25 protein-coding genes and 1 pseudogene are annotated in these 24,103 nt (G+C 59.9%); 10 read left to right on the plus strand and 16 right to left on the minus strand.

The annotated features are described in order from the left end of the window. Nucleotides 1–21: 21 nt before the first annotated feature. Entirely contained in the window at nt 22–1,041 is a 1,020-nt protein-coding gene (locus BLU85_RS01275) for a zinc-dependent alcohol dehydrogenase family protein (RefSeq protein WP_092196766.1), read from the minus strand. Between the two features lie 90 nt (nt 1,042–1,131). Between BLU85_RS01275 and BLU85_RS01280 the strand changes: the two genes are divergently transcribed. After that, nucleotides 1,132–2,046 (plus strand): LysR family transcriptional regulator, encoded by a 915-nt coding sequence (locus BLU85_RS01280; protein ID WP_218190000.1) that lies wholly within the window; start codon nt 1,132–1,134, stop codon nt 2,044–2,046. Nucleotides 2,047–2,144: 98 nt separating this feature from the next. On the opposite strand, the gene BLU85_RS01285 is transcribed toward BLU85_RS01280, so the two are convergent. Both BLU85_RS01285 and BLU85_RS01290 read right to left on the minus strand, forming a co-directional pair. Next, nucleotides 2,145–2,537, minus strand: a complete 393-nt coding sequence (locus BLU85_RS01285; RefSeq protein ID WP_092196769.1) for a RidA family protein — start codon at nt 2,535–2,537, stop codon at nt 2,145–2,147. Nucleotides 2,538–2,709: 172 nt separating this feature from the next. Continuing rightward, nucleotides 2,710–3,537 (minus strand): SDR family oxidoreductase, encoded by an 828-nt coding sequence (locus BLU85_RS01290; RefSeq protein WP_092196772.1) that lies wholly within the window; start codon nt 3,535–3,537, stop codon nt 2,710–2,712. A gap of 111 nt (nt 3,538–3,648) precedes the next feature. Here BLU85_RS01290 and BLU85_RS01295 point away from each other — a divergent pair, with 111 nt between their 5' ends. Continuing rightward, nucleotides 3,649–4,572: a LysR family transcriptional regulator gene (locus tag BLU85_RS01295; RefSeq protein WP_092196775.1), complete on the plus strand. Its 924-nt coding sequence runs from the start codon at nt 3,649–3,651 to the stop codon at nt 4,570–4,572. Nucleotides 4,573–4,626: 54 nt separating this feature from the next. Here BLU85_RS01295 and mug read toward each other — a convergent pair whose 3' ends face one another. The 6 genes and pseudogenes from mug to BLU85_RS01325 all read right to left on the minus strand — a co-directional run bounded on the left by mug (nt 4,627) and on the right by BLU85_RS01325 (nt 10,698). Then, nucleotides 4,627–5,139, minus strand: coding sequence for a G/U mismatch-specific DNA glycosylase (mug, locus tag BLU85_RS01300; protein ID WP_092196777.1), 513 nt, complete (start codon nt 5,137–5,139; stop codon nt 4,627–4,629). Next, a pseudogene (locus tag BLU85_RS31595) lies at nt 5,136–5,231 on the minus strand (TetR/AcrR family transcriptional regulator); the annotation flags it as partial. The gene mug and the pseudogene BLU85_RS31595, both read right to left, overlap by 4 nt. A gap of 576 nt (nt 5,232–5,807) precedes the next feature. Further along, the gene (locus BLU85_RS01310; RefSeq protein ID WP_092196783.1) at nt 5,808–8,207 is read right to left on the minus strand and encodes a TonB-dependent receptor; all 2,400 of its coding nucleotides are present in this window, start codon (nt 8,205–8,207) and stop codon (nt 5,808–5,810) included. A 124-nt stretch (nt 8,208–8,331) separates the two neighbouring features. Next, complete coding sequence (locus tag BLU85_RS01315; protein ID WP_092196786.1) at nt 8,332–9,255, minus strand: FecR family protein; 924 nt, start codon at nt 9,253–9,255, stop codon at nt 8,332–8,334. After that, entirely contained in the window at nt 9,252–9,758 is a 507-nt protein-coding gene (locus BLU85_RS01320; RefSeq protein WP_072406686.1) for an RNA polymerase sigma factor, read from the minus strand. The genes BLU85_RS01315 and BLU85_RS01320 overlap by 4 nt, the downstream gene beginning before the upstream one ends. A gap of 148 nt (nt 9,759–9,906) precedes the next feature. Continuing rightward, on the minus strand, nt 9,907–10,698 hold the full coding sequence (locus BLU85_RS01325; protein ID WP_092196789.1) for an MmyB family transcriptional regulator: 792 nt from the start codon (nt 10,696–10,698) through the stop codon (nt 9,907–9,909). Nucleotides 10,699–10,819: 121 nt separating this feature from the next. On the opposite strand from BLU85_RS01325, the gene BLU85_RS01330 reads away from it, so the two are divergent. Beyond that, entirely contained in the window at nt 10,820–11,431 is a 612-nt protein-coding gene (locus BLU85_RS01330; protein ID WP_092196792.1) for a glutathione S-transferase family protein, read from the plus strand. A gap of 337 nt (nt 11,432–11,768) precedes the next feature. Here BLU85_RS01330 and BLU85_RS01340 read toward each other — a convergent pair whose 3' ends face one another. Continuing rightward, nucleotides 11,769–12,545 (minus strand): SDR family oxidoreductase, encoded by a 777-nt coding sequence (locus BLU85_RS01340; RefSeq protein WP_092196795.1) that lies wholly within the window; start codon nt 12,543–12,545, stop codon nt 11,769–11,771. Then, nucleotides 12,539–12,733: a hypothetical protein gene (locus BLU85_RS01345; RefSeq protein WP_092196800.1), complete on the minus strand. Its 195-nt coding sequence runs from the start codon at nt 12,731–12,733 to the stop codon at nt 12,539–12,541. The genes BLU85_RS01340 and BLU85_RS01345 overlap by 7 nt, the downstream gene beginning before the upstream one ends. Nucleotides 12,734–12,838: 105 nt before the next feature. On the opposite strand from BLU85_RS01345, the gene BLU85_RS01350 reads away from it, so the two are divergent. Continuing rightward, nucleotides 12,839–13,747 carry a LysR family transcriptional regulator gene (locus BLU85_RS01350; protein WP_092196803.1) on the plus strand — a complete coding sequence of 303 codons (909 nt, stop codon included), beginning with the start codon at nt 12,839–12,841 and terminating at the stop codon, nt 13,745–13,747. A gap of 21 nt (nt 13,748–13,768) precedes the next feature. Here BLU85_RS01350 and BLU85_RS01355 read toward each other — a convergent pair whose 3' ends face one another. Further along, nucleotides 13,769–15,208, minus strand: coding sequence for an HD domain-containing phosphohydrolase (locus tag BLU85_RS01355; protein ID WP_092196806.1), 1,440 nt, complete (start codon nt 15,206–15,208; stop codon nt 13,769–13,771). 86 nt (nt 15,209–15,294) lie between these two features. On the opposite strand from BLU85_RS01355, the gene BLU85_RS01360 reads away from it, so the two are divergent. Together BLU85_RS01360 and BLU85_RS31260 are read left to right on the plus strand one after the other, a co-directional pair. Next, on the plus strand, nt 15,295–16,068 hold the full coding sequence (locus BLU85_RS01360; protein WP_092196809.1) for an alpha/beta hydrolase: 774 nt from the start codon (nt 15,295–15,297) through the stop codon (nt 16,066–16,068). Nucleotides 16,069–16,125: 57 nt separating this feature from the next. Further along, a complete protein-coding gene (locus tag BLU85_RS31260; protein WP_256572814.1) occupies nt 16,126–16,680 on the plus strand; it encodes a GMC family oxidoreductase N-terminal domain-containing protein in 555 nt (184 codons plus the stop codon). On the opposite strand, the gene BLU85_RS01370 is transcribed toward BLU85_RS31260, so the two are convergent. Beyond that, a complete protein-coding gene (locus tag BLU85_RS01370) occupies nt 16,595–17,575 on the minus strand; it encodes an AraC family transcriptional regulator (protein ID WP_092197769.1) in 981 nt (326 codons plus the stop codon). The two genes, BLU85_RS31260 and BLU85_RS01370, sit on opposite strands and share 86 nt — an antisense overlap. Nucleotides 17,576–17,690: 115 nt before the next feature. Between BLU85_RS01370 and BLU85_RS01375 the strand changes: the two genes are divergently transcribed. Both BLU85_RS01375 and BLU85_RS01380 read left to right on the plus strand, forming a co-directional pair. After that, nucleotides 17,691–18,617 (plus strand): alpha/beta fold hydrolase, encoded by a 927-nt coding sequence (locus BLU85_RS01375; protein WP_092196812.1) that lies wholly within the window; start codon nt 17,691–17,693, stop codon nt 18,615–18,617. Nucleotides 18,618–18,620: 3 nt separating this feature from the next. Beyond that, the gene (locus BLU85_RS01380; RefSeq protein WP_092196815.1) at nt 18,621–19,532 is read left to right on the plus strand and encodes an alpha/beta fold hydrolase; all 912 of its coding nucleotides are present in this window, start codon (nt 18,621–18,623) and stop codon (nt 19,530–19,532) included. 2 nt (nt 19,533–19,534) lie between these two features. On the opposite strand, the gene BLU85_RS31265 is transcribed toward BLU85_RS01380, so the two are convergent. Then, nucleotides 19,535–20,002 carry a DUF6196 family protein gene (locus BLU85_RS31265; RefSeq protein ID WP_092196818.1) on the minus strand — a complete coding sequence of 156 codons (468 nt, stop codon included), beginning with the start codon at nt 20,000–20,002 and terminating at the stop codon, nt 19,535–19,537. A 124-nt stretch (nt 20,003–20,126) separates the two neighbouring features. Here BLU85_RS31265 and BLU85_RS01390 point away from each other — a divergent pair, with 124 nt between their 5' ends. Beyond that, nucleotides 20,127–21,050 carry a LysR family transcriptional regulator gene (locus BLU85_RS01390; RefSeq protein ID WP_092196821.1) on the plus strand — a complete coding sequence of 308 codons (924 nt, stop codon included), beginning with the start codon at nt 20,127–20,129 and terminating at the stop codon, nt 21,048–21,050. An 84-nt stretch (nt 21,051–21,134) separates the two neighbouring features. Here the strand turns inward: BLU85_RS01390 and BLU85_RS01395 are convergent, their stop codons facing one another. Beyond that, nucleotides 21,135–22,037 carry a LysR family transcriptional regulator gene (locus BLU85_RS01395; protein ID WP_092196824.1) on the minus strand — a complete coding sequence of 301 codons (903 nt, stop codon included), beginning with the start codon at nt 22,035–22,037 and terminating at the stop codon, nt 21,135–21,137. Nucleotides 22,038–22,131: 94 nt separating this feature from the next. Between BLU85_RS01395 and BLU85_RS01400 the strand changes: the two genes are divergently transcribed. Continuing rightward, a complete protein-coding gene (locus tag BLU85_RS01400) occupies nt 22,132–23,145 on the plus strand; it encodes an NADP-dependent oxidoreductase (protein WP_092196827.1) in 1,014 nt (337 codons plus the stop codon). An 8-nt stretch (nt 23,146–23,153) separates the two neighbouring features. On the opposite strand, the gene BLU85_RS01405 is transcribed toward BLU85_RS01400, so the two are convergent. After that, nucleotides 23,154–23,900, minus strand: coding sequence for a substrate-binding periplasmic protein (locus BLU85_RS01405; RefSeq protein WP_092196830.1), 747 nt, complete (start codon nt 23,898–23,900; stop codon nt 23,154–23,156). Nucleotides 23,901–24,103: the final 203 nt, after the last annotated feature.

Here is a 24,103-nt window from a genome sequence, read left to right on the forward strand (position 1 = left end):
AGCGCATAGGCTGATGGCTCGTCACGCTACGTCGATGACGATTTTGCCGAACGCCCCACGGTCCAAGTGATCGAAGGCGGCCAGGGCGTCGACCATGGCGTAACGAACATCTATGACAGGCTTCAAGCCGATCCGGTCGACAGCGCGTATCAGATTTTCCAGGGCGTGCCGGCTGCCGGTGCCGATCCCATGGACAGTGACGTCCTTGAGCATCAGCGGCATGGCCGGTGCGCTGAGGTCGAAGCCGTCGAGTGCGCCGATCTGGCAGATGTGCGCCCCCACGGCAGCCACCTGGACCGACTTGCCGAGATGGTTGCCGCCCACCACTTCCAGGATATGGTCCGCACCGCGATCTGCGGTCATGTTGTACACGGCTTCTACCCAGTCATCCCGCTGGCGGTCCACATAATGGTCGGCGCCGAGCGCGCGGGCGCGCGCTTCGTTGTCGGCACGGCCCGAGACAATGACGGTGGCGCCATGTGCCTTGGCGATTTGCAGGCCGAACAAAGCAACTCCACCGGTGCTGGTAATGAGCACCGTATCGCCGGCGCGTACACGGGCACGTTCCACCAGGGCGAACCAAGCGGTCAGGCCTGCGACCGGGAGGGTGGCGGCCTCGGAATGGTTCAGCGTTGCCGGCGCCAGAACCAGCCATGCTTCAGGCATCAAGACATATTCGGCCAACACACCTGGGTAGTAGCCGCCCAGGGTGCGGTAGGCAGGTGTACGCGCGTTACCTGGACGCAGGCCATCGATCCAATCCGGAGTGAATACCGAGATGACGCGCGCACCCGTGCTGAACCGAGTGGCGCCAGGCCCCAAGGCGATCACTTCACCCGAAAGGTCTGAACATGGGGTGAACGGGAAACCGAGTGGAAGACCGCGACCGCCCTCAACAACCATTTTGTCGCGGTAATTCAACGCGACAGCGCGCACCTTGACCAGTACCTCACCAGCTTGCGGAACCGGTACGGGTACCGTACGCATCGTCAGTCGTTCACCAATTGCATCGATTTCCCAGCGCTGCATCGTGTTTGTCATAACCATTCCTCTGAAGAAGACCCTCAGTCTGGCAGCGTCGATTGCTGTGTTTAATACCCTATAATCGGGATGTGTTGTTGAGCAGAGCGCATGAATATGAAGGGAGCAGAATTTGCCGAACTCTCGGCGTTTGTCGCCGTCGCGACGGAGCGCAGTTTCCGCCGGGCCGCGGATAAACTCGGCGTGTCGCCATCGGCAATCAGCCATACCATTGCCGCCCTTGAGCAGCGTCTGGGCGCACGCCTGCTCAACCGCACGACGCGTAGTGTGGCACCCACCGAAGCTGGCCTTGCCCTGGTCGAGCGCCTGCGTTTTGTGATGGCCGAAATGGATGAGGCAGTGCGTGCTGTCGCGGCATCGCAGGACGCTCCGAAGGGTTTGGTGCGGATCAACCTCCCCCGGATTGCGGCTCACTTGCTGATCATCCCGCGCCTGGCGGCGTTCTTTCAGGCCTATCCGGATGTGCGGATCGAACTCGTCATCGATGACAGCATCACGGACGTGATCGCGCGGGGATTCGATGCGGGAATCCGGTCCGGCGACCTGGTCCACCAGGATATGGTGGCGATCAGGATGACACCAGACTTGCGCATGGCCGTGGTTGGCGCGCCGGCATATCTCGCCACGCGGGCCATGCCCGCGACGCCGGACGACCTGCGCGGCCACGCCTGCCTGACGTACCGCTGGAGCGACACGGGCGCTTTGTATCGCTGGCGTTTCACAGGACCTGGAGGAGAGGTCGATGTCGATGTGGTCAGCGTGATGATGGCGAACGACACCGACATGTTGCTGGCGGCGGCGTTGCAAGGAGCGGGGCTGGCATTCGTCCCCGAGAGTTACGTGGCAGCCCACCTGCAAAGTGGTGAGCTGGTGCGGATGCTCGATGCTTGGTGCAGACCGTTTGGCGGGTTTTACCTCTACTACCCCAACCGGGCACACATGCCGGCGCCCTTGCGCGCTTTCATCGATTTCTTTAAGCCGGAGCTGCCATCTATAACGATTTAAAGCAGATTGCCATTTACCCACTGGGCTAAACGCTTCGTCACGCAGCATAGATGGAACACCCATCCAAGATTTGTATATTCAGGTGCCCATCAGAAAAATTATCGCTCTACGGCGACGCATTTGATCTCCACGAGAAGGCCGGGGCGAGCCAGTTCACTGACACCTATGCATGTCCATGCACATGTGCCCCGAGGAAAGACTTGATCTTTCACCCGTCTGAAAATTGGCATGTGGCGGTGCATATCGACGTGATAAGTGGTCATTTCTACGACATCTGCAAATTCGCAGCCGCCGGTTTCCAAGACGAGCCGGAGATTTTCCCATGCTGCCAGAAACTGCAGCTCGGGGTCTTCGATAACTGATAAGTCCGGCGTCCGGCCTACCTGACCAGCACAGTAAAGAGTTTTTCCTACCTTTACAGCCGGTGCATAACCAGCATGCTCGAAGAGCAATCTCATGCCATCTGGAACAATGATCTGACGATCAGTCATGGTTGTGGAAGCTCAAAATATGAACGGATACGGAAGCTAACCCAGGTGCCAGAGCGGCGTCCACTCGGGTCGCTACGCATTAATCAATCAAATCTGACAGGTGCGAAAAAGCCGAAAAGTGGGATAGATTTATTATGAAAAATATATCCACCCCCTTTTTCCTGAACGGAACTCACTCGATCTCGGTACTCATTGCAATTCCCTTGTACTGCTCCAGCTCAGCCAGTCGCTGGCTCAGCGCTGCGTGGACACGCCCATAAGCACCGCTGCCTAACAGCAGACGTTTTGGTGCCGGTTCGGCTTCGGCGATCCCCAGCATGGCTTTGGCCATTTTCTGCGGATCTCCTGTCAGGGGGAAAGCACCACTGGCGATCGCTCTACGCACCTCGCCGGCAGGCGTCTGTTCGTATTCCGCCATCACCGGAGGGCGGACCAAGGCCGCGGCAAAGTTCGTACGAGTCGGGCCTGGCTCTACAAGGGTGAACTGAATGCCGAAGGGTGCAACCTCCTGCGCGACTGATTCGACAAAACCCTCGATGCCCCACTTGCTGGCGTGGTAAAGGCTGAAGTTTGGATAAGCCAGTTGGCCGCCCTCCGACGATACTTGCAGAATTCGACCGCCCCCTTGCCGACGGAGAAAAGGCAGGCAAGCGCGAATCAACTGGATTGAGCCGACCAGATTAGTTTGCAATTGCTGATCGATTTGTTCGTCACGGCATTCCTCGGCGGCGCCGAATAATGCGTATCCTGCGTTGCTGACCACGACGTCAATGCGTTCCAGTTCAGTGAATGCACGGCTAACGACATTCCGAATGGCGGATGCATCGTTCACATCCAGTGCCGCTGTCCACAGCCGTTCGCCGTAGCGCTCTTTCAAGTGACTGAGTGCTTGAGGTTCACGCAACGTAGCCGCCACGCGATCCCCTCGTTCCAGCAATTGCTCAACTACCGCCAAGCCAATGCCGGACGAGCTGCCAGTGACTAACCAGGTTTTATTCATCGGTATGTTCTCCTCTGAGCGAGCCGGGCTGGCTTGCGAGGGTCTAACGCTACGCGCCTTGGACTGCTGCTACTATCGAGCAGAATGAGGATGACCTGGTGAAAAATAGCCATGAATGAATTCCCCCTGTCGCTCACTGATGTACGGGCGTTGGCGCTGATCGTTGGTCACCGAAGCTTCCGCAAAGCGGCGGATGAGCTGGGTTTGTCCGCGTCCACGCTGAGCCATTTGATGAGAACCCTCGAGGCAAGGCTCGGGGTTCGTTTGCTCAATCGCACAACACGCAGCGTCGCTCCGACGGCAGCGGGGGAACGCCTACTGAGCCGGTTGAGCCCGGTGTTGCGAGAGTTTGCGCTGGCTGTAGATGAAGTTAATCAGTATCGGGATCTTCCAAGCGGCACCCTGCGCATCAATACAAGCGATCAGGCTGCCCGCGTTTTGATGGAGTGCGCCCTGCCGACATTCCTGCAACGTTTCCCGCAGATGTCGGTCGATCTCGTCACCGATGGTCGCCTGGTTGATGTCGTTGCCAACGGCTTCGACGCGGGCATCCGCTTGGGTGAGTCGATACCTCAAGACATGATCGCCGTCCCGATAGGCCCGGATATTCGGTTTGTAACCGTCGCTTCCCCGGACTACCTCAAGACTCATTCATACCCATTGACCCCGGATGATCTGCTTCGACATCAGTGCATCGGCATCCGAATGCCGAGTGGTAAACCTTATCGATGGGAGTTTGAAAAGCATGGGCAGTCATTGGTCATCGATCCCAAAGGACAGCTGACCCTCGATAACCCGGAAATCATGGCCGACGCCGCCATTTCCGGACTCGGCATCGCCTACGTGCCAGAGCGCGTAGCCTCGCGATCTTTGGCTGACGGGCGACTTGTGAAGGTCCTGGAAGACTGGTGCCCGCCAATTCCAGGATTGTTTTTATATTACCCGGGACATCGCCATATCCCCTCTGGGTTGCAGGCATTCATCGAAGTCCTGAGGGAATGCACCGCAGCCAATCTTGAAAATAATGAGGCCTAGGACTTTCCGCCATTACCTTGTCCGCGCCGAGGGCATGGCGGACATGTTCAGCGCTTACGTGATTGCGCTCGACGCGCGCTGAAGCTGCTGATACGCCGTCACCAGTTGCGCTTGATTGAACGCCAGATTGCGACCGCTGGGGTTGGGCAGGATCCATACCTTAGCGCCCCCGAGCGTCTCCTTTTGCAGTCCCCACTCAATCGACTTCTTGCCGGATAACCCGGCATACGCAGCCTTGCCGAGAAACGCCACGAAGCGCGGCGCGTAACGGGCGATCTTGCGTTCGAAGCTAGCGGCGGCTGCGGTGAATTCCTCGGCAGACAGTTGATCCGCACTCGCCGTCGGCCGTTCGACCACGGCGGTCAGGCCGCAGTGAAATTGCAGGATCGAGCGGTCGTCTTGCGGGCGCACTTCGTGGGGAGTGAAGCCGGCCTGGTGCAACGTGCGCCAGAAGCGGTTGCTGCGTCCGGCAAAGTGATGCCCCTGCTCTGCCGCCAATAACCCCGGATTGATCCCGCAGAACACCACGGACAAGCCTTCCGTGAGGATGTCCTCAAGCCCGTTCAACCGCAGATCACCTTCACCGCATCGCGCGCCTGCCCTGCCAATTCTTCGCGGGATTTACCGGCGCGGGCACGGATCGAGATGCTGTGAAGCTGGGTGAAGCTGGGGACAGACCACGATTTTGAATTCACCTGTGATCGACCTGTTCCATAATCGTGATCTGTCTCATTTTTGTTACTTAGCCATTCGCTAAGCAAGCACGAACTGCCTCAACGCTGCCATCATCGCAATGACCAAAACGGCTAGCCCAATCGCAGACGTCCATTGGGCTGAAGGGCTTACGGAGAACCAGGAGCCTTTAACGGGATATTTCCCCAGGGTCAGGGCTTTCATCAAAGGCCAGCCGACAGGGAAGCAAATTGCTTGGAAAATAAATTCAGCCAGTACATCCAATGGCTCACCTCACAGAGCAGATCCCGCTGAATGACCAGCCTTGAAGCGCAATCATGTGGCTCCAACCTAGCGGTGACAAGGGGAAGCCGATGGGGCAAACGATATCGAGCAAACGACTTGCATATCAGTTGATCTGGCGGAATCACACTCGGTGACTTGGTTGAACGCTTACGCAATAACTACAGAGGCCACAAATGCAGCCTCTCGGAGCGCCAGGCGAAACCGCCTTTAGCATGGTCACACAACTCGCGAAGGCGCCTCTTTAATCGTGAGCAACCTCAGAAATCAACAGTAGCCGACACCTTCAGCGTGCGTGGCGCACCTTGGGTCAGGTAACCACCGTTGGCCGAGGCCCAGTAGTTCTCGTCGGCGACGTTTTCCAGCATCGCGTTGAAGGTCAGCGCGCGGCCCTCCATTTTCGTGCGATAGCGCGCGCCCAGGTCGACGCGGGTCCAGGCGGGGATGCTGTAGTCGTTGGCGCTGTCAACGAACTGGCCGCCGGTGCGCAGTAGCAGGCCGTTCAGGCTCACCCCGGGCAAGCCGGGCACATCCCAGTCGGCGCCCAGATTGAACTGGAATTTCGGCACACCCACTGCCTGGTTGCCATCGTCGCGACCGCCGGCGGTGCCGCTAAGTTCGGCTTTGGTCCAGGTGGCGCCGCTCAGCAGGCGCAGGCCGTCCAGCGGCTCACCGAACAGGCTCAGTTCCACGCCGCGATTGCGCTGCTCGGCATCCACCCGGTAGTAGCCATCGCCGCCGAGCACGCCCTGGGGCTGCTCGATGCGGAACAGGCTGAGGCTGCCGCCGAAGGTGCCCCAGTCGAGCTTGGCGCCTATCTCGGTCTGCTTGGAGCGATAGGGTGCGAACATCTCGCCGTTGTTGAGTGCGGCGGCCGGCGCGGTCGGGCCCTGCTGCAGAGACTCGACGCGGTTGGCATAGAGCGACAGGTACTCGGTGGGCTTGATCACCAGGCCATAGGCCGGCGTGGTGATACTTTCCTGATAGCTGGAGGTGCGGGCACCGCTGGCCGCGCTCCAGGCGTCGGCGCCGATGGACTGGCGGCGCAGGCCCAGGGTCAGCAGCACGCGGTCGTCGAGCACGCCCAGGGTGTCGGACACCGCCAGGCTACGGTTCTGCACCTTGGCGGTGGTGTCCGGGTCGTGGATGTCGCCGGAGACGCTGGTGGCCGGCGGCTCGGCGACAGGCTGGCCCTGATACAGATTGCCGAAGCCGCGACTGCCCGCCGCGGTGGTCTCGAACGCGTTGCGCTTCTCCTGCCAGATGCCGTTGGCGGCCAGGTTAATGCTGTGGCTGACCGGCCCGGTGGCGAGTTCGCCGCGCAGCCCGGTGACGGCGCTCAGGTTTTCCTGGTCCAGCGGCGAATAGAGGCGGCCGATACGGGCGTCGCCATTCGCGCCATAGACGTAGTTGGAGGCGTAGACGCCATTCTCCCGCGTGTATTTGCCGCCTGCGCTCAGGTAGGCGGTCCACGTGGGCGACAGGTCGTACTCGGCGCTGAACATGCCATAGGTGTCTTCGAGCTGCGACCAGCTCCAGGGTTGCGCGTAGTTGTGGTCGGAGTCGGGTGCCGACGGTGTCTTGCCGTTGAGTGTGCTGGTAGGTCCCGTCGTGGTGAGGTAGACCACCGAGCGCCCTTCATTGACCCGTTGCTTCTGGTAACCGAGATCCGCAGACAGGCGCAGACGGTCACCGTGGTAGTCCAGACCGAGGGTGGCCAGACTGAAGCGCGACTGCTCATCATCCACCGCGGTCTCGCCCTCGCGCTGGGCCAGGTTCACCCGTACGCCGAAGCGGTTGTCCTCGCCGAAGCGCTGGCCCAGGTCGAGGTGCCCACCCACCCGGCTGTCGCTGGCATAGTCCAGGGTGGCGCTGCGCGTGGGGGAGTCTTCGGCACGCTTGGAGACCACGTTGATCGCCCCGCCGACACCGCTGCCCGACGGCGACACGCCATTGACAAAGGCGTTGGCCCCCTTGAACACCTCGACCCGCTCGACCGACTCGGTGGAGATGATCTGGCGCGGCAGAATGCCGTACAGCCCGTTGAAGGCAATGTCGTCGCTGAACAGCTGGAACCCGCGCACGACGAACACCTGGGAGAAGTTGCCGAAGCCGAACGACTGACGCACGCCCGGATCGCTGGCCAGCACATCGGCCAGGGTCTGCGCCTGGCGCTTTTCAATCAGTTCGGAGGTGTAGCTGGAGAAGGCGAAGGGCACATCTTGCATATCCTGGTTGCCCAGTACGCCGATGCGGGCACCCCGCGCCGCCTCCCCGCCGGCGTACTCGGCCGGCAGGTCGACACGGCCTTCGGCGAGCCCGCTGATGGTGGTCGGGCCCAGCTCCAGCACGCCCTGCTCGGGCAGTGGCACCAGGGTGATGGTGCCATCGTTGCCGGTCTGGAAGGTCAGGCCGCTGCCCTCCAACAACCGCTGCAAGCCGTCGACCACCGAATAGTCGCCCTTGAGCGCCGGCACCATGGCGCTGCCACGGGTCAGGCCGGCGTCATAGAGCAGCCGCACGTCGGCCTGCTCGGCGAAATCGGTGAGCGCCCCGTCGAGCCGCTGGGCAGGCACGTCGAGCTGGACGGCTTGCGCCTGTGCGGCGGCAATGGCCAGGGGAAGAACGGCTAGCGCCGCGAGGAAGGAGGTCGACCGCATGCTGATGTCCTTGGCTATCAATACGAAGAAGTCGCATTTGCAGGAACGGAAGACGAAGGCGGCGATGATTTCTGAACCATCGCCGCCTAAATATTTTCTTTTTTTGAAGGGACAGGCGCGGGTCTCAGCGGCGCGATGTGACCAGGATCAACCCCGGCAGGCGCACCAGACGCACAGGCAAGGTGGTTTCCACAGCACTCAACACCGCCTGTGGGTCGTCAAGGGCGAACACGCCGGTCACCTGTAGCCGGCGAGCGGCTTCGTCGACAAACAGCACCCGCGCAGACTGGCTGCGCTCAAGCTCGGCGAACACTTGCTCCAGCGGCCGGTCGCGGAACACCAGCTTGCCGCGCTGCCAGCCCAAGCGCTGGCGCCCATCCAATGCCTGCGGCGCCTGCAGCGCCCCGCCGCGCCACTGCACCTGCTGCCCGCCGACCACCGGCAGCGGTTCGCGCCCCTCGCTGGAAGCCAACACGCGGCCCTCGCTTACCGCGAGGTCGACACCGCCCTCCTCCAGACGCACATCGAAGCGCGTGCCGGTGACGCGAATGCGCGCCTCGCCGGCCCTGACAATGAACGGCCGGGCCGGGTCATGGGCGACCTGGAAATCCGCCTCGCCGCGGTACAGCCTGACCTCGCGGCGACCGTCGACAAACTGCCAGTCCAGCGCCGAATCGCCGTTGAGGGTCAACAACGAACCATCGGCCAGACGCACCTCGCGCACCTCCCCCGGCTGGGTGCTGATATCGGCATACAAGCCAATCCAGGTGCCGCGCGGTAGCCACAGGGCGAGCAACAGCATCGCGGCGCAGGCCAGTGGAGCCGTCCACTGTCGACGACGCAGCACGCGCACCTGAGGCTGCTCGGCCGGACGTTCTATCTGGCCGAGCAACGACCACAGCCCTTCCACCTCACGCAACGCCTGCTCGTGTTCGGGCGCCGCCTGGCGCCAGGCCTGCGCAGCAGCGCGATCGGCAGCGGTGGCGCGGCCAGAATGCAGCAGCACCTGCCATTGCCGGGCCTGATCGAGAAGCGAAGGATGAGTCACGGCTGCGGGTCCATCTGCTGCTGGCAGTGTTCGAGGGCCTTCAGGATATAGCGTCCGGCCATGCTTTCCGAGACACCCAGGCGCTCGCCGATCTCACGCTGGGTCAGCCCGTCCAGGCGATTCCACAACAACGCCTGGCGCAGGTGCGGTGGCAAATCCTGGACCACGCGCTGCAGTCGCTCCAGGCGCTGGGCGTCGCTTGCCGCTCGCTCCGGACCCGGCTGGGCACTGACCAATTCGATGGATATCTCCTCCTCGACGGGGCGGGATTTTTGCTGACGGCGGTAGTCGATGATCAGGTTGCGTGCGATGCGATAGAGGAACGCACGAAGATTGCCGATCTCTTGCCCGGACTCGCGTCGGCGAAAGCGCAACCACGTCTCCTGGCGCAGGTCGGCCGCCAGTTCTGCGCACTTCACCTGCCGTGTGAGGAAGCGCAGCAGTTCACTCGAATGGCTCTCGAACTGGCCGTCGGTGGAATGAGGATCGGATGGCCTGGACACGCAAGCGACTCAAGCGAGAAGGAGTCGCGAGAATATATCAAATGATAATGACTTTCAATTACTGAGGGCTTGCGGCATTTCCTCCCCCTTTAATGGGGGTAAAAACGCCAACCCGGCCATTCCCGAGATCCGTTCGGTACATTCCGCTCTAGGCTACTTTTTCATCGTAGAAGGCGATGCGAAGTCCGGGCCTGTCCTTGGAGACAAGGATATTGATGCGATAGCTTCGCCAGCGGCCCTGTGCATCACGCAGCGTAATGTCCGTATCGCCGATGGGGAGGATTTCGGGATCATCCCACCATTGCATCGTTTGCGGGACGGCTTGAAGAACCTCGTTGAGGATGGACTTTAGAATCGGGCTCTTCCCTCCCGTCAGATAGTCGTGGCGCGCCTTGAGCAGGACAAGCCTCGCGGCGAACTGCCAGTCTTGAATCTTCCGTCGGTAGTGGTCGGAAAAGAAAACGATGCGGATCATGTTCGGTCGCGGCAATGCGAAGTCTTCAAACAGGAGCCTTGCCGCTTCGTTATGGGCCAGTACGTCCCAAGAGCTGTCCATTATGTAGGCAGCTTGATCGAGAGCATTGATCATCCTTACGAGCGACTGAGGAAGCTCGGCACTTTCAGCCCCCTCCGCAAATGTCTCACGGCCAGCCAGTGCAAAAAGGTGCTCCCGTTCGGCTCGGTCGAGCCGAAGCCCTCGCACCAATCGCTGGAGGAAGTCGTCCGATACCGCGATGTCGCGTCCCTGCTCGAACCAGGTGTACCAGGTCAAGCCGACACCCGCCAACGCGGCGACTTCTTCACGACGCAGGCCCTTGGTTCGACGACGGCGCCCCTGTGGCAGGCCAAGCGATTCTGGAGAAGTACGCTCGCGACATTGGCGGATGAAGTCCGCAAGCGCCTGTCTGGCCGGCACGCGCGTTAATCGATCAGATGTCACTTCACACCTCGTAAAGCATCACTTTAGTAACAGCATAAATGCCCCATTGTAACAGGATATATTGCGGGTAATCTCTGGGACACGAAGTGATCGAAATGCCAAACTCGGGAGGTTGGATCGTATGCTTCTCTACCAATTTCAAAAAGGCACGAATCCGCGGCGCGTTATCATCTACCTGAGCGAAAAGGGAATTGACGTTCCGCGATATGAACTTGATTACGCCAGCGCAGAGCACAAGTCGCGCGAATACCTCGCAATCAACCCCAGCGGACGAGCCCCGACACTTCTCACGGATGAGGGTGTGCCGATCACCGACTCCGCCGCCATCGTCGAGTATCTGGAGGAGCTGTATCCCGACACGCCAATGATTGGGACGGACGCCATTTCTCGATCAAAGATACGGTCGCTTGAACGCCTGGGCACCGATCTGGTAGTCCGATCTCAACTTTGGCTGTGGAACGTGACCCAATCCTTTCCTGCCAAGGAGCCGTCCCCGTCACCGGAAGTCGCTGAAAAGCTCTTTGGCTACGTCACCGAAATACTGGATGTCCTGGAGACGACGATCGGAGATAACGAGTTCCTGGCAGGAGACAGGCCTTCGATCGTGGATTGCACGGTATTTTCAATTTTTCAAACATGCCGGGAGAGATTCGACCACCCCTTCGGCTCCGCACATCCGCGCCTTGACGCCTGGTACAAGAAGTTTCGCCAGCGGCCGAGCGCCGACTACTGAGAGGCCAGTGATTTGAACACGCCCAAAGCCATGAACCGCGACTCAAAGAGACTGGAGACAAGCGACGGCCCCGTCTTCGCTCCGATCAGACCTTCCAGAATCAGAATGGCAATCGTCATGACTGTATTTGTTTACCCCATCGTGACGCTCCTGCTCTACGTATTGAATCCACTGGCCGAAGACTGGGCTGTGTGGCATCGAACACTGGTTCTAACACCGATCACCGTAAGCCTCATTGTCTTTATCGTGAGCCCGTTGATAACAAAACACTTTGACTGGTTCCTGCGTCCTCGCTCAGCACCGGGATGCATCGTAATGTCTCGGCCGAAACAACCGACTAGGCCGTCGGCACCGTTCCGCCATCGATCACAAACTCACTTCCCGTGATAGATGAAGCTCGCGGCGAAGCCAGAAAGCCAATCAGGTCGGCCACCTCTGATGGGGTCGAGGGGCGCCCGAGCGGGATGCCTCCCAGGGCTTGCATGATGATCTGCTTGCCGCCTTGATAGTCAGTACCGGCTTCCTGCGCGAGTCGCTCGGCCAAGGCGACCGAGGCTTCGGTTTCCACCCAGCCCGGCGAAACCCGGACAACACGGACGCCCTTGGGCGAAACCTCTTTCGACAGGCTCTTGCTGTAAGTCGAAAGCGCAGCCTTGGCCGCTGCGTAGGCTGTCGTAGCTTCCGGCAGCGGCAGCCGACTCTGGATGGAGGTCACGTGGAGGATGACCCCTTCCTTTCGCTCCAGCATATCCGGTAGCAAGGCGCGATCCAGGCGCACGGCCGGAAACAGATTCAGATTGAGCTCACGTTGCCACTGCTCTTCGTCCAGTGCCGCGAAGCCGCCGCCGGGTGCCGAGGAACCACCCAGGACGTGGACGATGATGTCCACACTGCCCAATCGCTGCCTGGTCGCGGCGACGACCGCATCACAGCCTTCCCGGGTCGAAAGATCGGCCTGGACCAAGAGGTTATCCGGCAGCGTACCGCTTGCCTTCCGAGCGGAGGTAAGCACCTGCGCGCCCTCCGCCAGGAACAGCTCGACTACGGCCTTCCCGACGCCTTTGGTGCCTCCGGTGACGAGGACTCGCTTACCACTCAAGCCAAGGTTCAGCATGGCGTGATCTCCAGAGCACCTATTCGATCGCCCTCCAGAGTGAAGACGTGACTCAGAATGCCCTCATGCGTCTGGTTTTCATCGAACACCGTGGCCTGTGGGCAGAAGCAGCTCGCAAGCTGTGATACGTCGCCGCCATTGCTGATATTGAAGTACGTCTCAACGACGTCGGGAAGCTGAAGGCTCATTGGCCGGTCTCCTGGATGGATTGCTGGGAGCGATCTTGCTACCTGACCGATAGTTTGCTCAACTGGGATAAACTTTATGGCCTATCCCAAAATCCAGGATAATTCATGTCAGATACTCGTCTAGGCCTGAGCGAGCTGGACGCTGTCCTAGCGGTTGCCCGCAGGGCTTCGTTCCGACAAGCCGCCATCGATCTCAATGTCTCGACCACCGCGTTAAGCAGCACCATCGCCAAGCTGGAAGCGAGCCTCGAAACGCGGTTGTTCAATCGTACGACGCGTAGCGTGGCCGTCACCGAAGCGGGCAGGATCTTTCTGGAGCAGGTGGGGCCGGCCCTGCAGGATTTGCGTACTGCGCTCGACTCGGTGCGATCTCACAATGCCGGTCCTTCGGGCACGCTGCGCATCAATGCGTTCGCCAGCGCTGCTCGAGCAGCACTGCTGCCGTTGATGATGGAATTCCTGCGGCATCATCCGAAGGTACACATCGACCTTGTCACCGAAGGCCGCCTGGTGGATATCGTCGCTGACGGCTTCGATTTCGGCGTCCGTTCCGCGAGCCTCGTACCGAGCGATATGATCGTGATCCCCCTCGGCCTGCCGCAACGGTATGCCGTGGTCGGTACACCGGCGTACTTCGAGCAATACGGCAGGCCACGGACGCCGCCTGATCTGCTCAACCATCGGTGCCTGCGTGTTCGTTTGCCGAATGGGGCGATTTTTCCTTGGCATTTCGAGCGCGATGGGCAAGTGACCAGGCTCGATGTGAGCGGCCCGCTCACGCTCGATGAGCCGAGCGTCGTCAAGGCAGTGGTGCAGGAAAGCATGGGGCTCGGCTTTTTCATGGAGCAGGACGTTCAGGATGAAATCGAGGCCGGCCAGTTCGAGCGAGTGTTGGAAGATTGGACACCGCCCAGGGACAAGCTTTGCCTGTACTACCCGAACCGCCGCAACCCCTCTGCCGCGGTCAAGGCATTCATCGCCCTGGCCCGCGCCAATCCGTCCGTCCAAGAATGATCGATCTGCCGCGCCTTGGCATCAGGAGATCAAGCCCAGCGTCAATGCCTTCAGGGTCGCGGCAGCTCGGGTCGAGCATTCCAGTTTGCGAAATATGCTTTCCATGTGTGTGCGAACGGTGCTCGGACTGATGTCCAGCAGTCGCGCCACCTGCTTGTTACTGGCGCCACGGCTGATTTCCAGGAGTACATGACACTCCCGTGCGGTGAGTAACGAACTCTTGGGCTGATGAGTCAGACGCTCGCCACGTGCAGCGGCGATAACCGCTTCGCATACAGCCTTGTCGAACAAACCACTGGCGGCCTCCTGCTCCAGCAGTCTGGCCGCCTCCGATTCGCCGTGGGCCGCCCTCCATGGCCTGGCTTCCCTGAGTGCGACCCAGGCTACGGAAGTGGCGAACAGTCGATGCTCGGCACACAGGGCATCCCCCATCACACCTCGAAAGTAGCCACTGCCGTCGAGCCGTTCGTAGGCATGGGCGGCAATCTCCGCAGGCACGGCCAGTTCACTGATAGGCCTGAGCGCCTGTTGCGTCCAGTAGGGAACCAGGTGCACGCGCTCCGCGGCGCTATAAGGAAGCGCCCCGGCGGTGTTCCAGAGCTGGTTGGAAACGGCTGCCCGACCCAGACCGTAGACGAGCGCCGCCTTTCCGAGCGCTGTCAGGGTGGGTTCACCTAGCCCCCACAAGCGTGCAGCCTCCATGGCGACATGCGCCACCCGCCGCGAATGCCCCGCCAGCCAGGGTAGCTTCAAGTCAATCACGTCCCCCACCAATGTCAGTGAGACGGAGCGTTCGGTCTCCCCATGGACCGGGTTTTGAGAACGGCCATCCAGGTCGGCCAGCCACGCCCTGGCGTTATCCATGAGCAACGACGCGAGGCCAGCGGGATAGCGCCGATCCGACTGGTCGCGGATCCAGCGCAGCGCCGCGTCCAAGCCATGTGCTCGACTGAGAATGTCCAGATCACCGGCAAGCACCACCTGATAGGCGACCTCCGGAATGTGCTCATGGGTCAGGCCCAGCGGCCGGCCAGTCCCGTCGTAGGTTTCGAATACGCGGCACAAGCCTGCCTCGACAGCGGCCCCCAGTTCGAGGGTTTCCGCGACTTGGCCAGAGACCTCGCAGTGCACGACGGCCAGCGGGGTCGCCTGATGCACCGCGTTCATGGCCTCTTTGCTCAGGGTCAGGTCGAGCATCGCACGGCGGCCATCGACGTCATCGCCGAGCAGATCCGCAAACCCTTCGGCGTTGGCGGTGCAGCCAGACCAGCGCAGCAAGGCGACCTGCTCCGCCACCCTCAGGTGCTCGCCATCGCCGTGTGAGGCCTGCGCCAGACTGCGCGCCAGTGCGGCAACGCGTCGCGAATGCCCGAGTGGCTGGCCCATGCTGAGGTCCCCGACCTGGCCGATCGCCTGCAGCGCTGCGCTCAATGAAATGTCCAGTTGCAACGCACTCTCCATGAAAATGCCTTGGGGTCGGATAAATGACCGATGCCCACGAAGCAGGCCAGTCAGCAGAATTGAACTCCCACACAGGAGTTCATCCCATGAAAACATTCAGATCAAAAGCCGTCACCCTCGCCTTCGCCCTTGCAAGCACATTGGCCGCCGGTATCAGCCAGGCCCAAGATACAACGCCTTCGGTGGTCATCGTACACGGCGCATTCGCCGATGGCTCCGATTGGGCCAAGGTCGTGCCGCTTCTGCAGGCCAAGGGGGTTGCCGTTTCGGTCGTGCAAAACCCGCTCACCTCGCTTGCCGACGATGTCGCTGCCACGCAAAGAACGCTGGACAATCAGACGGGGCCGGTCGTGCTGGTCGGTCATTCCTGGGGCGGTACCGTGATTACCCAGGCCGGCAACGACAAGAAAGTCCGCGCCCTGGTGTATGTCGCCGCCTTCGCTCCCGATGCCGGTCAAACCAGCGGCGAACAAGGCAAAGGCGCGCCCACGCCCCCGGGCATCAGTCAGATCAAGGCTGACGGCAACGGTTTCCTCTACTTGACCCCGGAAGGCATGGCCAAGGACTTCGCCCAGGATCTTCCAGCGGCGCAGACCGCCGTGATGACCGCGACGCAAGGCCCCATCAAGGCCTCCGCGTTCGAGGACAAAACGACCGTCTCCGCCTGGAAGACCAAACCGTCCTGGTATCTGCTCGCCACCGAGGACCGGATGATCCATCCCGATGTCCAGCGTTCCGCCGCCAAGCGTATCGGCGCCACCCTGGCGCAGGTGCACACCAGCCACGTGCCCCAGCAGTCGCAGCCGGCCGAAGTGGCCAAGGTGATTCTGGAGGCCGTGAAAAGCGTCGGCGAGCAGTGACCGCTGCGGCCCCCTGATAACCCTGAACCCAACCGCTGCATCGATATGGACGGACGCATGAATCATCGGCGTGATCGGAACTACGACTTCATCGTGTGTGGTGCGGGTACGGCGGGTTGCGTGGTTGCGGCCCGCCTTGCCCAACAGGACAACGCACGCGTGTTGTTGATTGAAGCAGGCAACGAATACGCCGGCCCTGAAGTTGCAGAGCCGGCGCAGTGGCCGCTGAACCTCGGTTCAGAGCGCGACTGGGCATTCGCAGGACAACCCAATCCGCACCTCAACGGGCGTCGTCTTTCCTTGAACATGGGCAAGGGACTTGGAGGTGGCTCCAGCATCAACGTGATGGTCTGGGCACGCGGGCAGCGGATCTCGTCCTCGCAGCCCAGGGTGTCGATGCGCTGGGGACGGACCTCTTTCAGTCAAAAAAGGAACGACGCCCTCAACTGGAAGATAGCGTCAGCCAGGGAGGCAAAGCGGGACCGTCATGCCGAGGGCGCCTTGACTGCTCGCAGGGCCATGAAGATCAACCTGCAATTGTGCGCATTGTCTGGTCAGCCAGGGTGTTCGCGGCCCGGACCGCACTCGGGGACAAGCCCACTGAACGTTTGAAAGCCCGGCTAAAGGCGGCCAATGAGCCGTACCCCAATTGGCTGGCGACGATTTCGACAGGTTGATGCTCTCGGCTCAGACTTAGAAAAGCCAAACGCATTCTCAAATCTGTCAGGTATCGAAGCGGAGAAACGCCTGTCGCCAGAAGAAAGCGTTGCGCAAACACCGAGCGAGACTGATTGGCTTCGTTCGCAAGCGACGCCACCGTCCAATTTTTACCGGGATGCTTGTGCATCATGACGATAGCCCTGCTCAGTCGGGGATCCCTTAACGCGCTTAACCATCCGGTGGCGCTACCGCATCCGCCTGCCACCCAACTTCGTACGATGAGCGCGGCGACCACTTCGGCGAGGCGCGCCAAAATGCCAATGTGCCCCGGGTGTAATGTGAGCGATTCCCGCTCCATTGCCTCAAGCATGGGGCGGATTTCGGGTGATGTGTCCAGGAGCGTGCTCACCAGCAGAACCTCCGGCATCGCAGAAACGAGAGGCTGCATCCCGCCAAGCTCCAGTTCCATGCAGCAACTGAAGATAACCGCATCTTCCTGCGTACCCATTTCATCGCAAATGCCCTGCTCGCGGCGTTTACCCTCGATGACAGCGTCCAAGGCAAACGGCCTTACATCTGAAACAAGCGTGTCTTCGGTGGACAACACCCCATGGGACCCTCCACGGGGGATGAGCACGGCATCCCCGGTATCAAGCCTATACAGATCTGCGCCGGGGCTGCGCAGCCAGACGGGCCCACGTCCGACGAAATGAAACTGTGCTCGTCCTGTTTCGTTGCTGAAGCCAACCCCCAGGGGCTTGGGAATTTCTATTCTGCGAAATTGAACACCGAAAAGGCGCATGCCCATTAGCAATTCGCTGATCAGCTCACTGGAATTGGTTTGCATAGAGGGAACCTTGGAGTCTGGACGAATGATCAACATGTCCGCACCCTGGATCATAGACCGTCCTGAACCCGCGCTCTAGACTCTCCTCATCAACCTTGAGTCTGGAAGCAATCCCATGAATCACCCTCTCCTCACCCGGCTATTACGTGGCGCCTGGCTTGTCGTTTTGTTAGCTGGCCTCTCGTCAATGAGCATGGCGGCAGACAAGCGCTACACAGTGACGGCACCGGATGGAGTCAAGCTCGCGGTACAAGAGTCAGGAAACCCCGACGGTCCCACCATTATCTTCATTCATGGCTTGCTCGGGAGTCGGCTCAATTGGGAAAGGCAGACGAGTAGCCCCGCGCTGCAACGCTACCGGATGGTCACCTATGACCTGCGCGGCCATGGTCTTTCCGGTATGCCCACAAACGCGGATGCATACACCGACGGGCGCCGGTATGCCGATGACTTGGCAGCGGTGATCAAGGCAACGGGCAGCGACTATCCGGTATTGGTCGGCTGGTCGTTGGGTGGCGTGGTCATATCCAACTACCTTGCCACTTATGGTGACGCTGACCTCGGTGGCGTCATGTATGTCGACGGTGTAATCGAACTCAACGCTGCGCTGATTACATCCCATCCCGATGTGTATAGCGGCCTGGCGTCTGACGATCTGAAGACCCACTTGAACGCTATACGTACTTTCCTTGCACTCTGCTTCCACACCCAGCCAGATGGATCGATATTCGAACTGCTGTTATCCAATGCCTCGATGGCTTCCTGGACGATGACTCGCGCCACCCCTTCAATGACTGTCTCTATCGCAGAGGGTTTGCCGAAAGCGCGTGTACCTGTCCTGATGCTGTATGGCGCAAAGGATGAGCTCGTCCAAGTTCAACCCAGCATCGCCCGCGCCAAACAGCTGAATGCTCACATCCAAACGAAGATTTATGAAAATTCGGGTCATGCCCCATTCCTGGAAGAAGCGCCACGATTCAATCAAGATCTGGCGAAGTTCATGGAGTCGGCTACCAGCGCGACAACGGGTATAGCGAGGTGACTGATGACTGATCTTCCGGGCACCACATCTGCACCGTTCTTTCCTGGATTCCGGCCTCTCGAGGTAATGGCCGGTGGTGTGCAATTCGCTGGCGCCATTGGTGGCGAAGGCCTGCCGGTGCTGCTGCTTCACGGCTACCCGCAGACTCATATCGCTTGGAGGCGGATTGCACCTGAGTTAGCGAAGAATCATACGGTGATTATCCCGGACCTTCCGGGGTATGGCTCGAGTCAGCCTCTGGAGACGACCCCAAGATGGACAAAGCGGCGTGTCGGTGATGCGCTGGTAGCTCTTATGGACGCGCTGGGCTACAGGCGATTCGCAGTGGTTGGCCATGATCGGGGAGCACGGGCTGGGTATCGCTTGGTGCTGGACCATCCCGACTCAGTCACTGCCTTCGCCTCCCTTACCGTGGTGCCCACTCTGGACGCGATGGCCTCCATGGACTTCCGCGCCGCAACCAAGGCTTTCCACTGGTTTTTATTTGCTCAGAAGGCCGATCTGCCGGAGCGCTTACTTGCAGCGGACCCGGACGCTTTCATCGATGCTGCTTTGGCGCAAATGACAGAGGGGCGAGACTTTATTGAGGCGACGGCAATGGAGGCCTATAGAGCAGCATTCCGAAGAACCTCGGTGCGTCACGCCATACTTGAAGATTATCGAGCAGCGATGGATGAAGACCTGGTACAGGACGCCGCTGACTTCGCAGCGGGTCGGAAAATACATTGTCCAGTACTGGTTCTGTGGCCCGACGCAGAACACACGAATGGCCGACCTACGCCCGCCGATATCTGGCGACGTTGGGCAACCGACGTCAGTGGTACCTCCATCGGCGGTGGGCATTTGCAGCCAGAAGACACTCCAGCGCAAGTGTTGGCCGCACTGAAGCCATTCCTTGCCCGGAGCGAAGTCTGATATCAAGGCATGAGGTCGCGTTGCGATGCAACGATCAAGGGCCCATCAACCAGAGCCTGGATCTCCCTGAAGACATCCGAGGCCAACGTGGCCGGTACGCCCCAATAGTCAAATATTCCCCCGTCATCTCGATGTTGGCCGCAAGTGACGAAAACACCCGTTCCAAAGCGCTGTTTCAGTCGAGTCGCCAACCACCCTACAAACCCACTGTTGTCTGCACCCTCTGGAAAATGGAAGCGGAAGACACCGAATAGCTCCTGGTCGACGGCATCGCAAGGGACCAGTTGACTCCATACGTTGTCATCCCGAACGAGCGCCAGCGCGTCAGGACGTACTGCGTTTGGAAAAGATGACAACGGAAACTCTAAAAACGCATACGTGCCGCTAAAGAACCGGACGCGCGCTTGGGTTGTCACGCGTAACAGTCGACGCTCCGCAGCCTCTGTCGTTTCATGCGATATGTTCACCATTCCAGCTCTCCGACCTATAAAGCGCAAGGCGCTACCTTTGATTGACCTGGGGGCATGTTAAGCGGGAAGATTTCCAAGATAAACGTTCGATATAGCGCAACATTGACAACCAAAGGTTGTAGATATGGATAAGCTGAAAAGCATGGCGGCTTTCGTTGCGGCCGCCGAATCAAGTTCTTTTTCGGCAGCGGCGGCTGTATTGGGCGTAACCCCGCAACAGATTGCCAAACAGGTCGGCAACCTGGAATCGCAGCTAGGCCTCAAACTGATCACCCGAACCACTCGCCGACAAAGCCTGACCGCCTTGGGAAAAGAATATTATCTGCGCTGCAAGGCCATCCTGAGCGACGTTGAAGACGCCGAAGCGCTGGCACTTTCAGCGAACTCAACACCGCGCGGAAAGATAAGGATCAGCGCCCCTTATAATTACGGCTCCCATCGATTAATCCCGTTCCTTACCCAATATCTGACGCGCTATCCAGAAACCGAAATTGAATTGGAATTGACAGACAGGTTTGTGAATATCGTGGAGGAGGGATACGAAGTGGTTTTCCGGCTAGGAAAACCGCGATTAGCCGACAGTGCCGCGTTGGTACAACGCGGTTTGAAACCTTTCAGGATGTTTGCCTGCGCCTCTCCAGGTTACCTGTCGCGCAAAGGGACCCCGCTCCACCCCCAGCAACTCGTGGACCATGACTGTCTGGGGTATCTGTTTTCTGATCGAATGACGGACAAGCTTTGGCGGTTTACGAAAAACAGGCAGACATTTGCGATTCCCATTGCGAGCCGACTGAAAGTCAATAACACCCTGGCCAAGGTAAACGCAGCGTTGTCGGATTTCGGCATCACGCTCTGTGTAGAGGACGTGCTTGCGCCCTACGTGCAACGTGGGGAGCTGGTCGTACTCTTCGAAGACTTCGAAGGACCTACCTACCCCGTGAACCTGATATACCCAGCCGACCGTCGTCCCTCGGCAAAGGTCAGGCGCTTCATAGACGAAGTAGTCGTCGCTCTCGGCGTGCCACAAGCCCGGAGCGGCGAGGGCTGATCTTGAACTGATGATTCGCATGTTGATCGTGGGCTATCGCTACGGCATTCGGGTAACCCTGCTGGAAAACGACGCCCCCCTCATTCAAAGCAGCTCGATCAACCTGTCGAGAAAGGCACGTACGGCCGGGTTGGTGCGCCGACTCTCGGGCCATATGGCCGTGACGTTGTGTCGGTCCACGGCAAAATCGGACAGGATCGGGATCAACTCTTGGCGCCTCACCCAGGGGGCAGCCATGAAACTCGCGGCCATTCCGATGCCTGCGCCCGCCGCAATCGTCGCGATGACGGCTTCGCTTGCGTCAACGACGATAGGAGACGACGGCAATATCTCAATCTCCTTGCCCGCCATTCGGAACGGCCAGCGAAACACCTGCCCTGTGTTTTGATAGCGCAGGTTGACCGTTTCGTGCCCCACCAGCTCATCGGGATGCCGGGGGGTACCGCACCTGGCCAAATAATCGGGCGACGCATAGCAGCAGAGCCTGTACGGCGAGAGTCGGTGCGACAGCAGGGACGAATCCGGGAGATCGCCGATCCGGACTGCAAGATCGATGCTCTCTTCGACCAGGTCCACGATGTGGTCGCTCAGCCGCAAGTCGATCATTACCTTTGGGTGGAGCTTGCGGAACGCCGTAATGACGGGAGCGATCATGTGCAGACCGATCGGCAGGGATGTCGCTATTCGCAAGGTGCCTGCGGGTTCGGAACGTGCTGACTTCGCCACCTGTTCGATCTCTTCGGCATGGCGCAACAGCTGCAACACACGCTCATGCAGTTCGCGACCTTCGGCGGTGAAACTCAGCGAGCGTGTCGTACGGGTAAAAAGGGAAAAGCCGAAATGACGTTCCAGCCGCTGGATGCTTTTGCTGATCGCAGAGGGAGAAACAGACAGAGACCGGGCTGCGGCTGTATAGCTGCCCAAGGAGCCCGCGCGGGCGAATGCGATTAAGCCAGTCAGGCTCTCGAAACCAATTTGTTCCTTCATGGCATGATTAAAACGAAACCAGGCACCATTATCAATCCTGCAGAATCATCCTACATTGGTCATCCAGGCTAAATCTCTGAGTGAGGTTATTGTGATGAACGAGATGATGAAAGCGGTGCGGCTGCACGAATTCGGTGGCCCGGACGTATTGCATTACGAAGATGCGCCTCGGCCCATGGCGAAAGCCGGCGAAGTACTGGTCCGCATCCATGCGGCAAGCCTCAACCCACCAGACCTCTACCTGCGTGACGGCTATCGGGCGCTACCGCCTGAGTGGCAACCCCATCCAACCTTTCCGCTGATCCTGGGCACCGATGTATCCGGCGTCGTTGCCGCGGTCGGCGACGAGGTTGGCGGGATCAGCGTTGGTGACGAAGTGTTCGCAATGGTGCGTTTCCCGGAAGATCTCATGAAAGGCAGCGGCGCCTATGCCGAATATGTCTGCGTCCCTGAATCCGAACTGGCCTTCAAACCCAAGGGTATCGATCATGTCCAGGCTGCGGGTGTGCCGATGTCGCTGCTCACTGTGTGGCAGTTTCTGATTGATCCCGGCCATGACTTGCCGAACCCCTTCCAGTCGTTTCCACATACCCCCGTCCCGCTCGAAGGCAGGACAGTCCTGGTGAATGGCGCTGGAGGTGGCGTGGGGCATCTGGCGGTTCAGGTTGCCAAATGGAAAGGTGCGCGCGTGATCGCGGTCGCTTCCGGCAAGCACGAGGCGCTGCTTCGCAGCCTGGGAGCGGATGAGTTTATCGATTACACCAAGGGCGCTGCCGAAACGGTCGCACATGATGTGGATCTGGTGATCGATGCTGTCGGCGGCCCGAACATGGAACGCTTTCTGAGCGTCATCAAGCAGGGTGGCGCGCTCTTCCTGGTCAACCCCCTGGGCTTCTCGGGGCATGATGAAGCAGCCCATTGCGCGATCACGGTGTCCTCGACACAGGTGCGTTCCAATGGCGCGCAATTGGCGGAGGCCGGACGCCTGCTCGATAACGGTACCCTTCGTGTCGTTATAGACAGCACCTATCCGCTGGCCGAAGCCTCGGCTGCGCATCGGCGAGCTTCACGCGGCGGTCTCCAGGGTAAGGTGGTGCTGATCGTCTGAATGCGCTTTTATGGCCCGACCTGCCCTTCATACCGCCGCTGAATCCGCTCCAGCTCCCCTGATCGGCGCAACTGCTCCAAAGCCTTGGTCCACGCCGCGATCACTTCGTCTTCAGAGTCCAAGCTAAAAGCGATATACAACGACGAACGATAAAGCTCGAGAGGAATTTTCCGCAGCGTGCCCGGTGCGATGTTCAACTGGCGGCTGTAGTAGGCCACGCCTGCATCGGTGTCGCCGACGATGATGTCGGTGCGTCCGGCAAGCAGCATGCGATAGAGCAGCTTGCTTTCGGTGGCACTTTTGTCCAGGTTGTTAAAGCCCAGGGACAACAGCATCGTCGGCACCAGGCCGGCATGTCGCGTGGTGATCTGCGGGGCGTGCAGCAGTTGTTCCAGGGAATTCACCGGCGGCGCCTTGGCCAGTTGATAGGGGTGGATGGACTCTTCCACGATAGGCCCGACCCATTTGTACAACGACTCGCGTTCCGGCGTGCGAAACAGGGAGTACATGATGGTCTTGGGGCGGTGCTTGAGTATTTGGGTGGCACGCATGCTGGGTTGCAGCAACACCTCGAAGTCATCCCCGGTCAGTGCCATGATGGCCCGGACGATCTCGGTGGTCATGCCGGTGAGCCGGTTGTTTTCCTGGTAGTTGTACGGTGCCCATTCTTCGGTGACGATCTGATACTGCTCGGCCCTGGCAACCGTGCCGAGCAAGAGACAAAGCAGCGCTGCAGCCGATATCGAATGTCTCACGCGTACTCCTTGTGGACCGTTCGGTGTTCGTGCATGGGTGGGCCTGATTCAAGAGGGGCAAGGTAAGCATAGACCCAAACACTTGCCTGGCAGTTGACGCAGTCCACATTTCACCCCTTAGCAACCTCTGGACCTTGGTGTAGGATCAGCGCGAACCGGATACGCGGCGCTCCCCTTTCGCCCTCCTCCCTGCGACCCAGCCC

The organism is Pseudomonas sp. NFACC14 (assembly GCF_900106885.1).
Lineage (GTDB): Bacteria > Pseudomonadota > Gammaproteobacteria > Pseudomonadales > Pseudomonadaceae > Aquipseudomonas > Aquipseudomonas fluorescens_AA.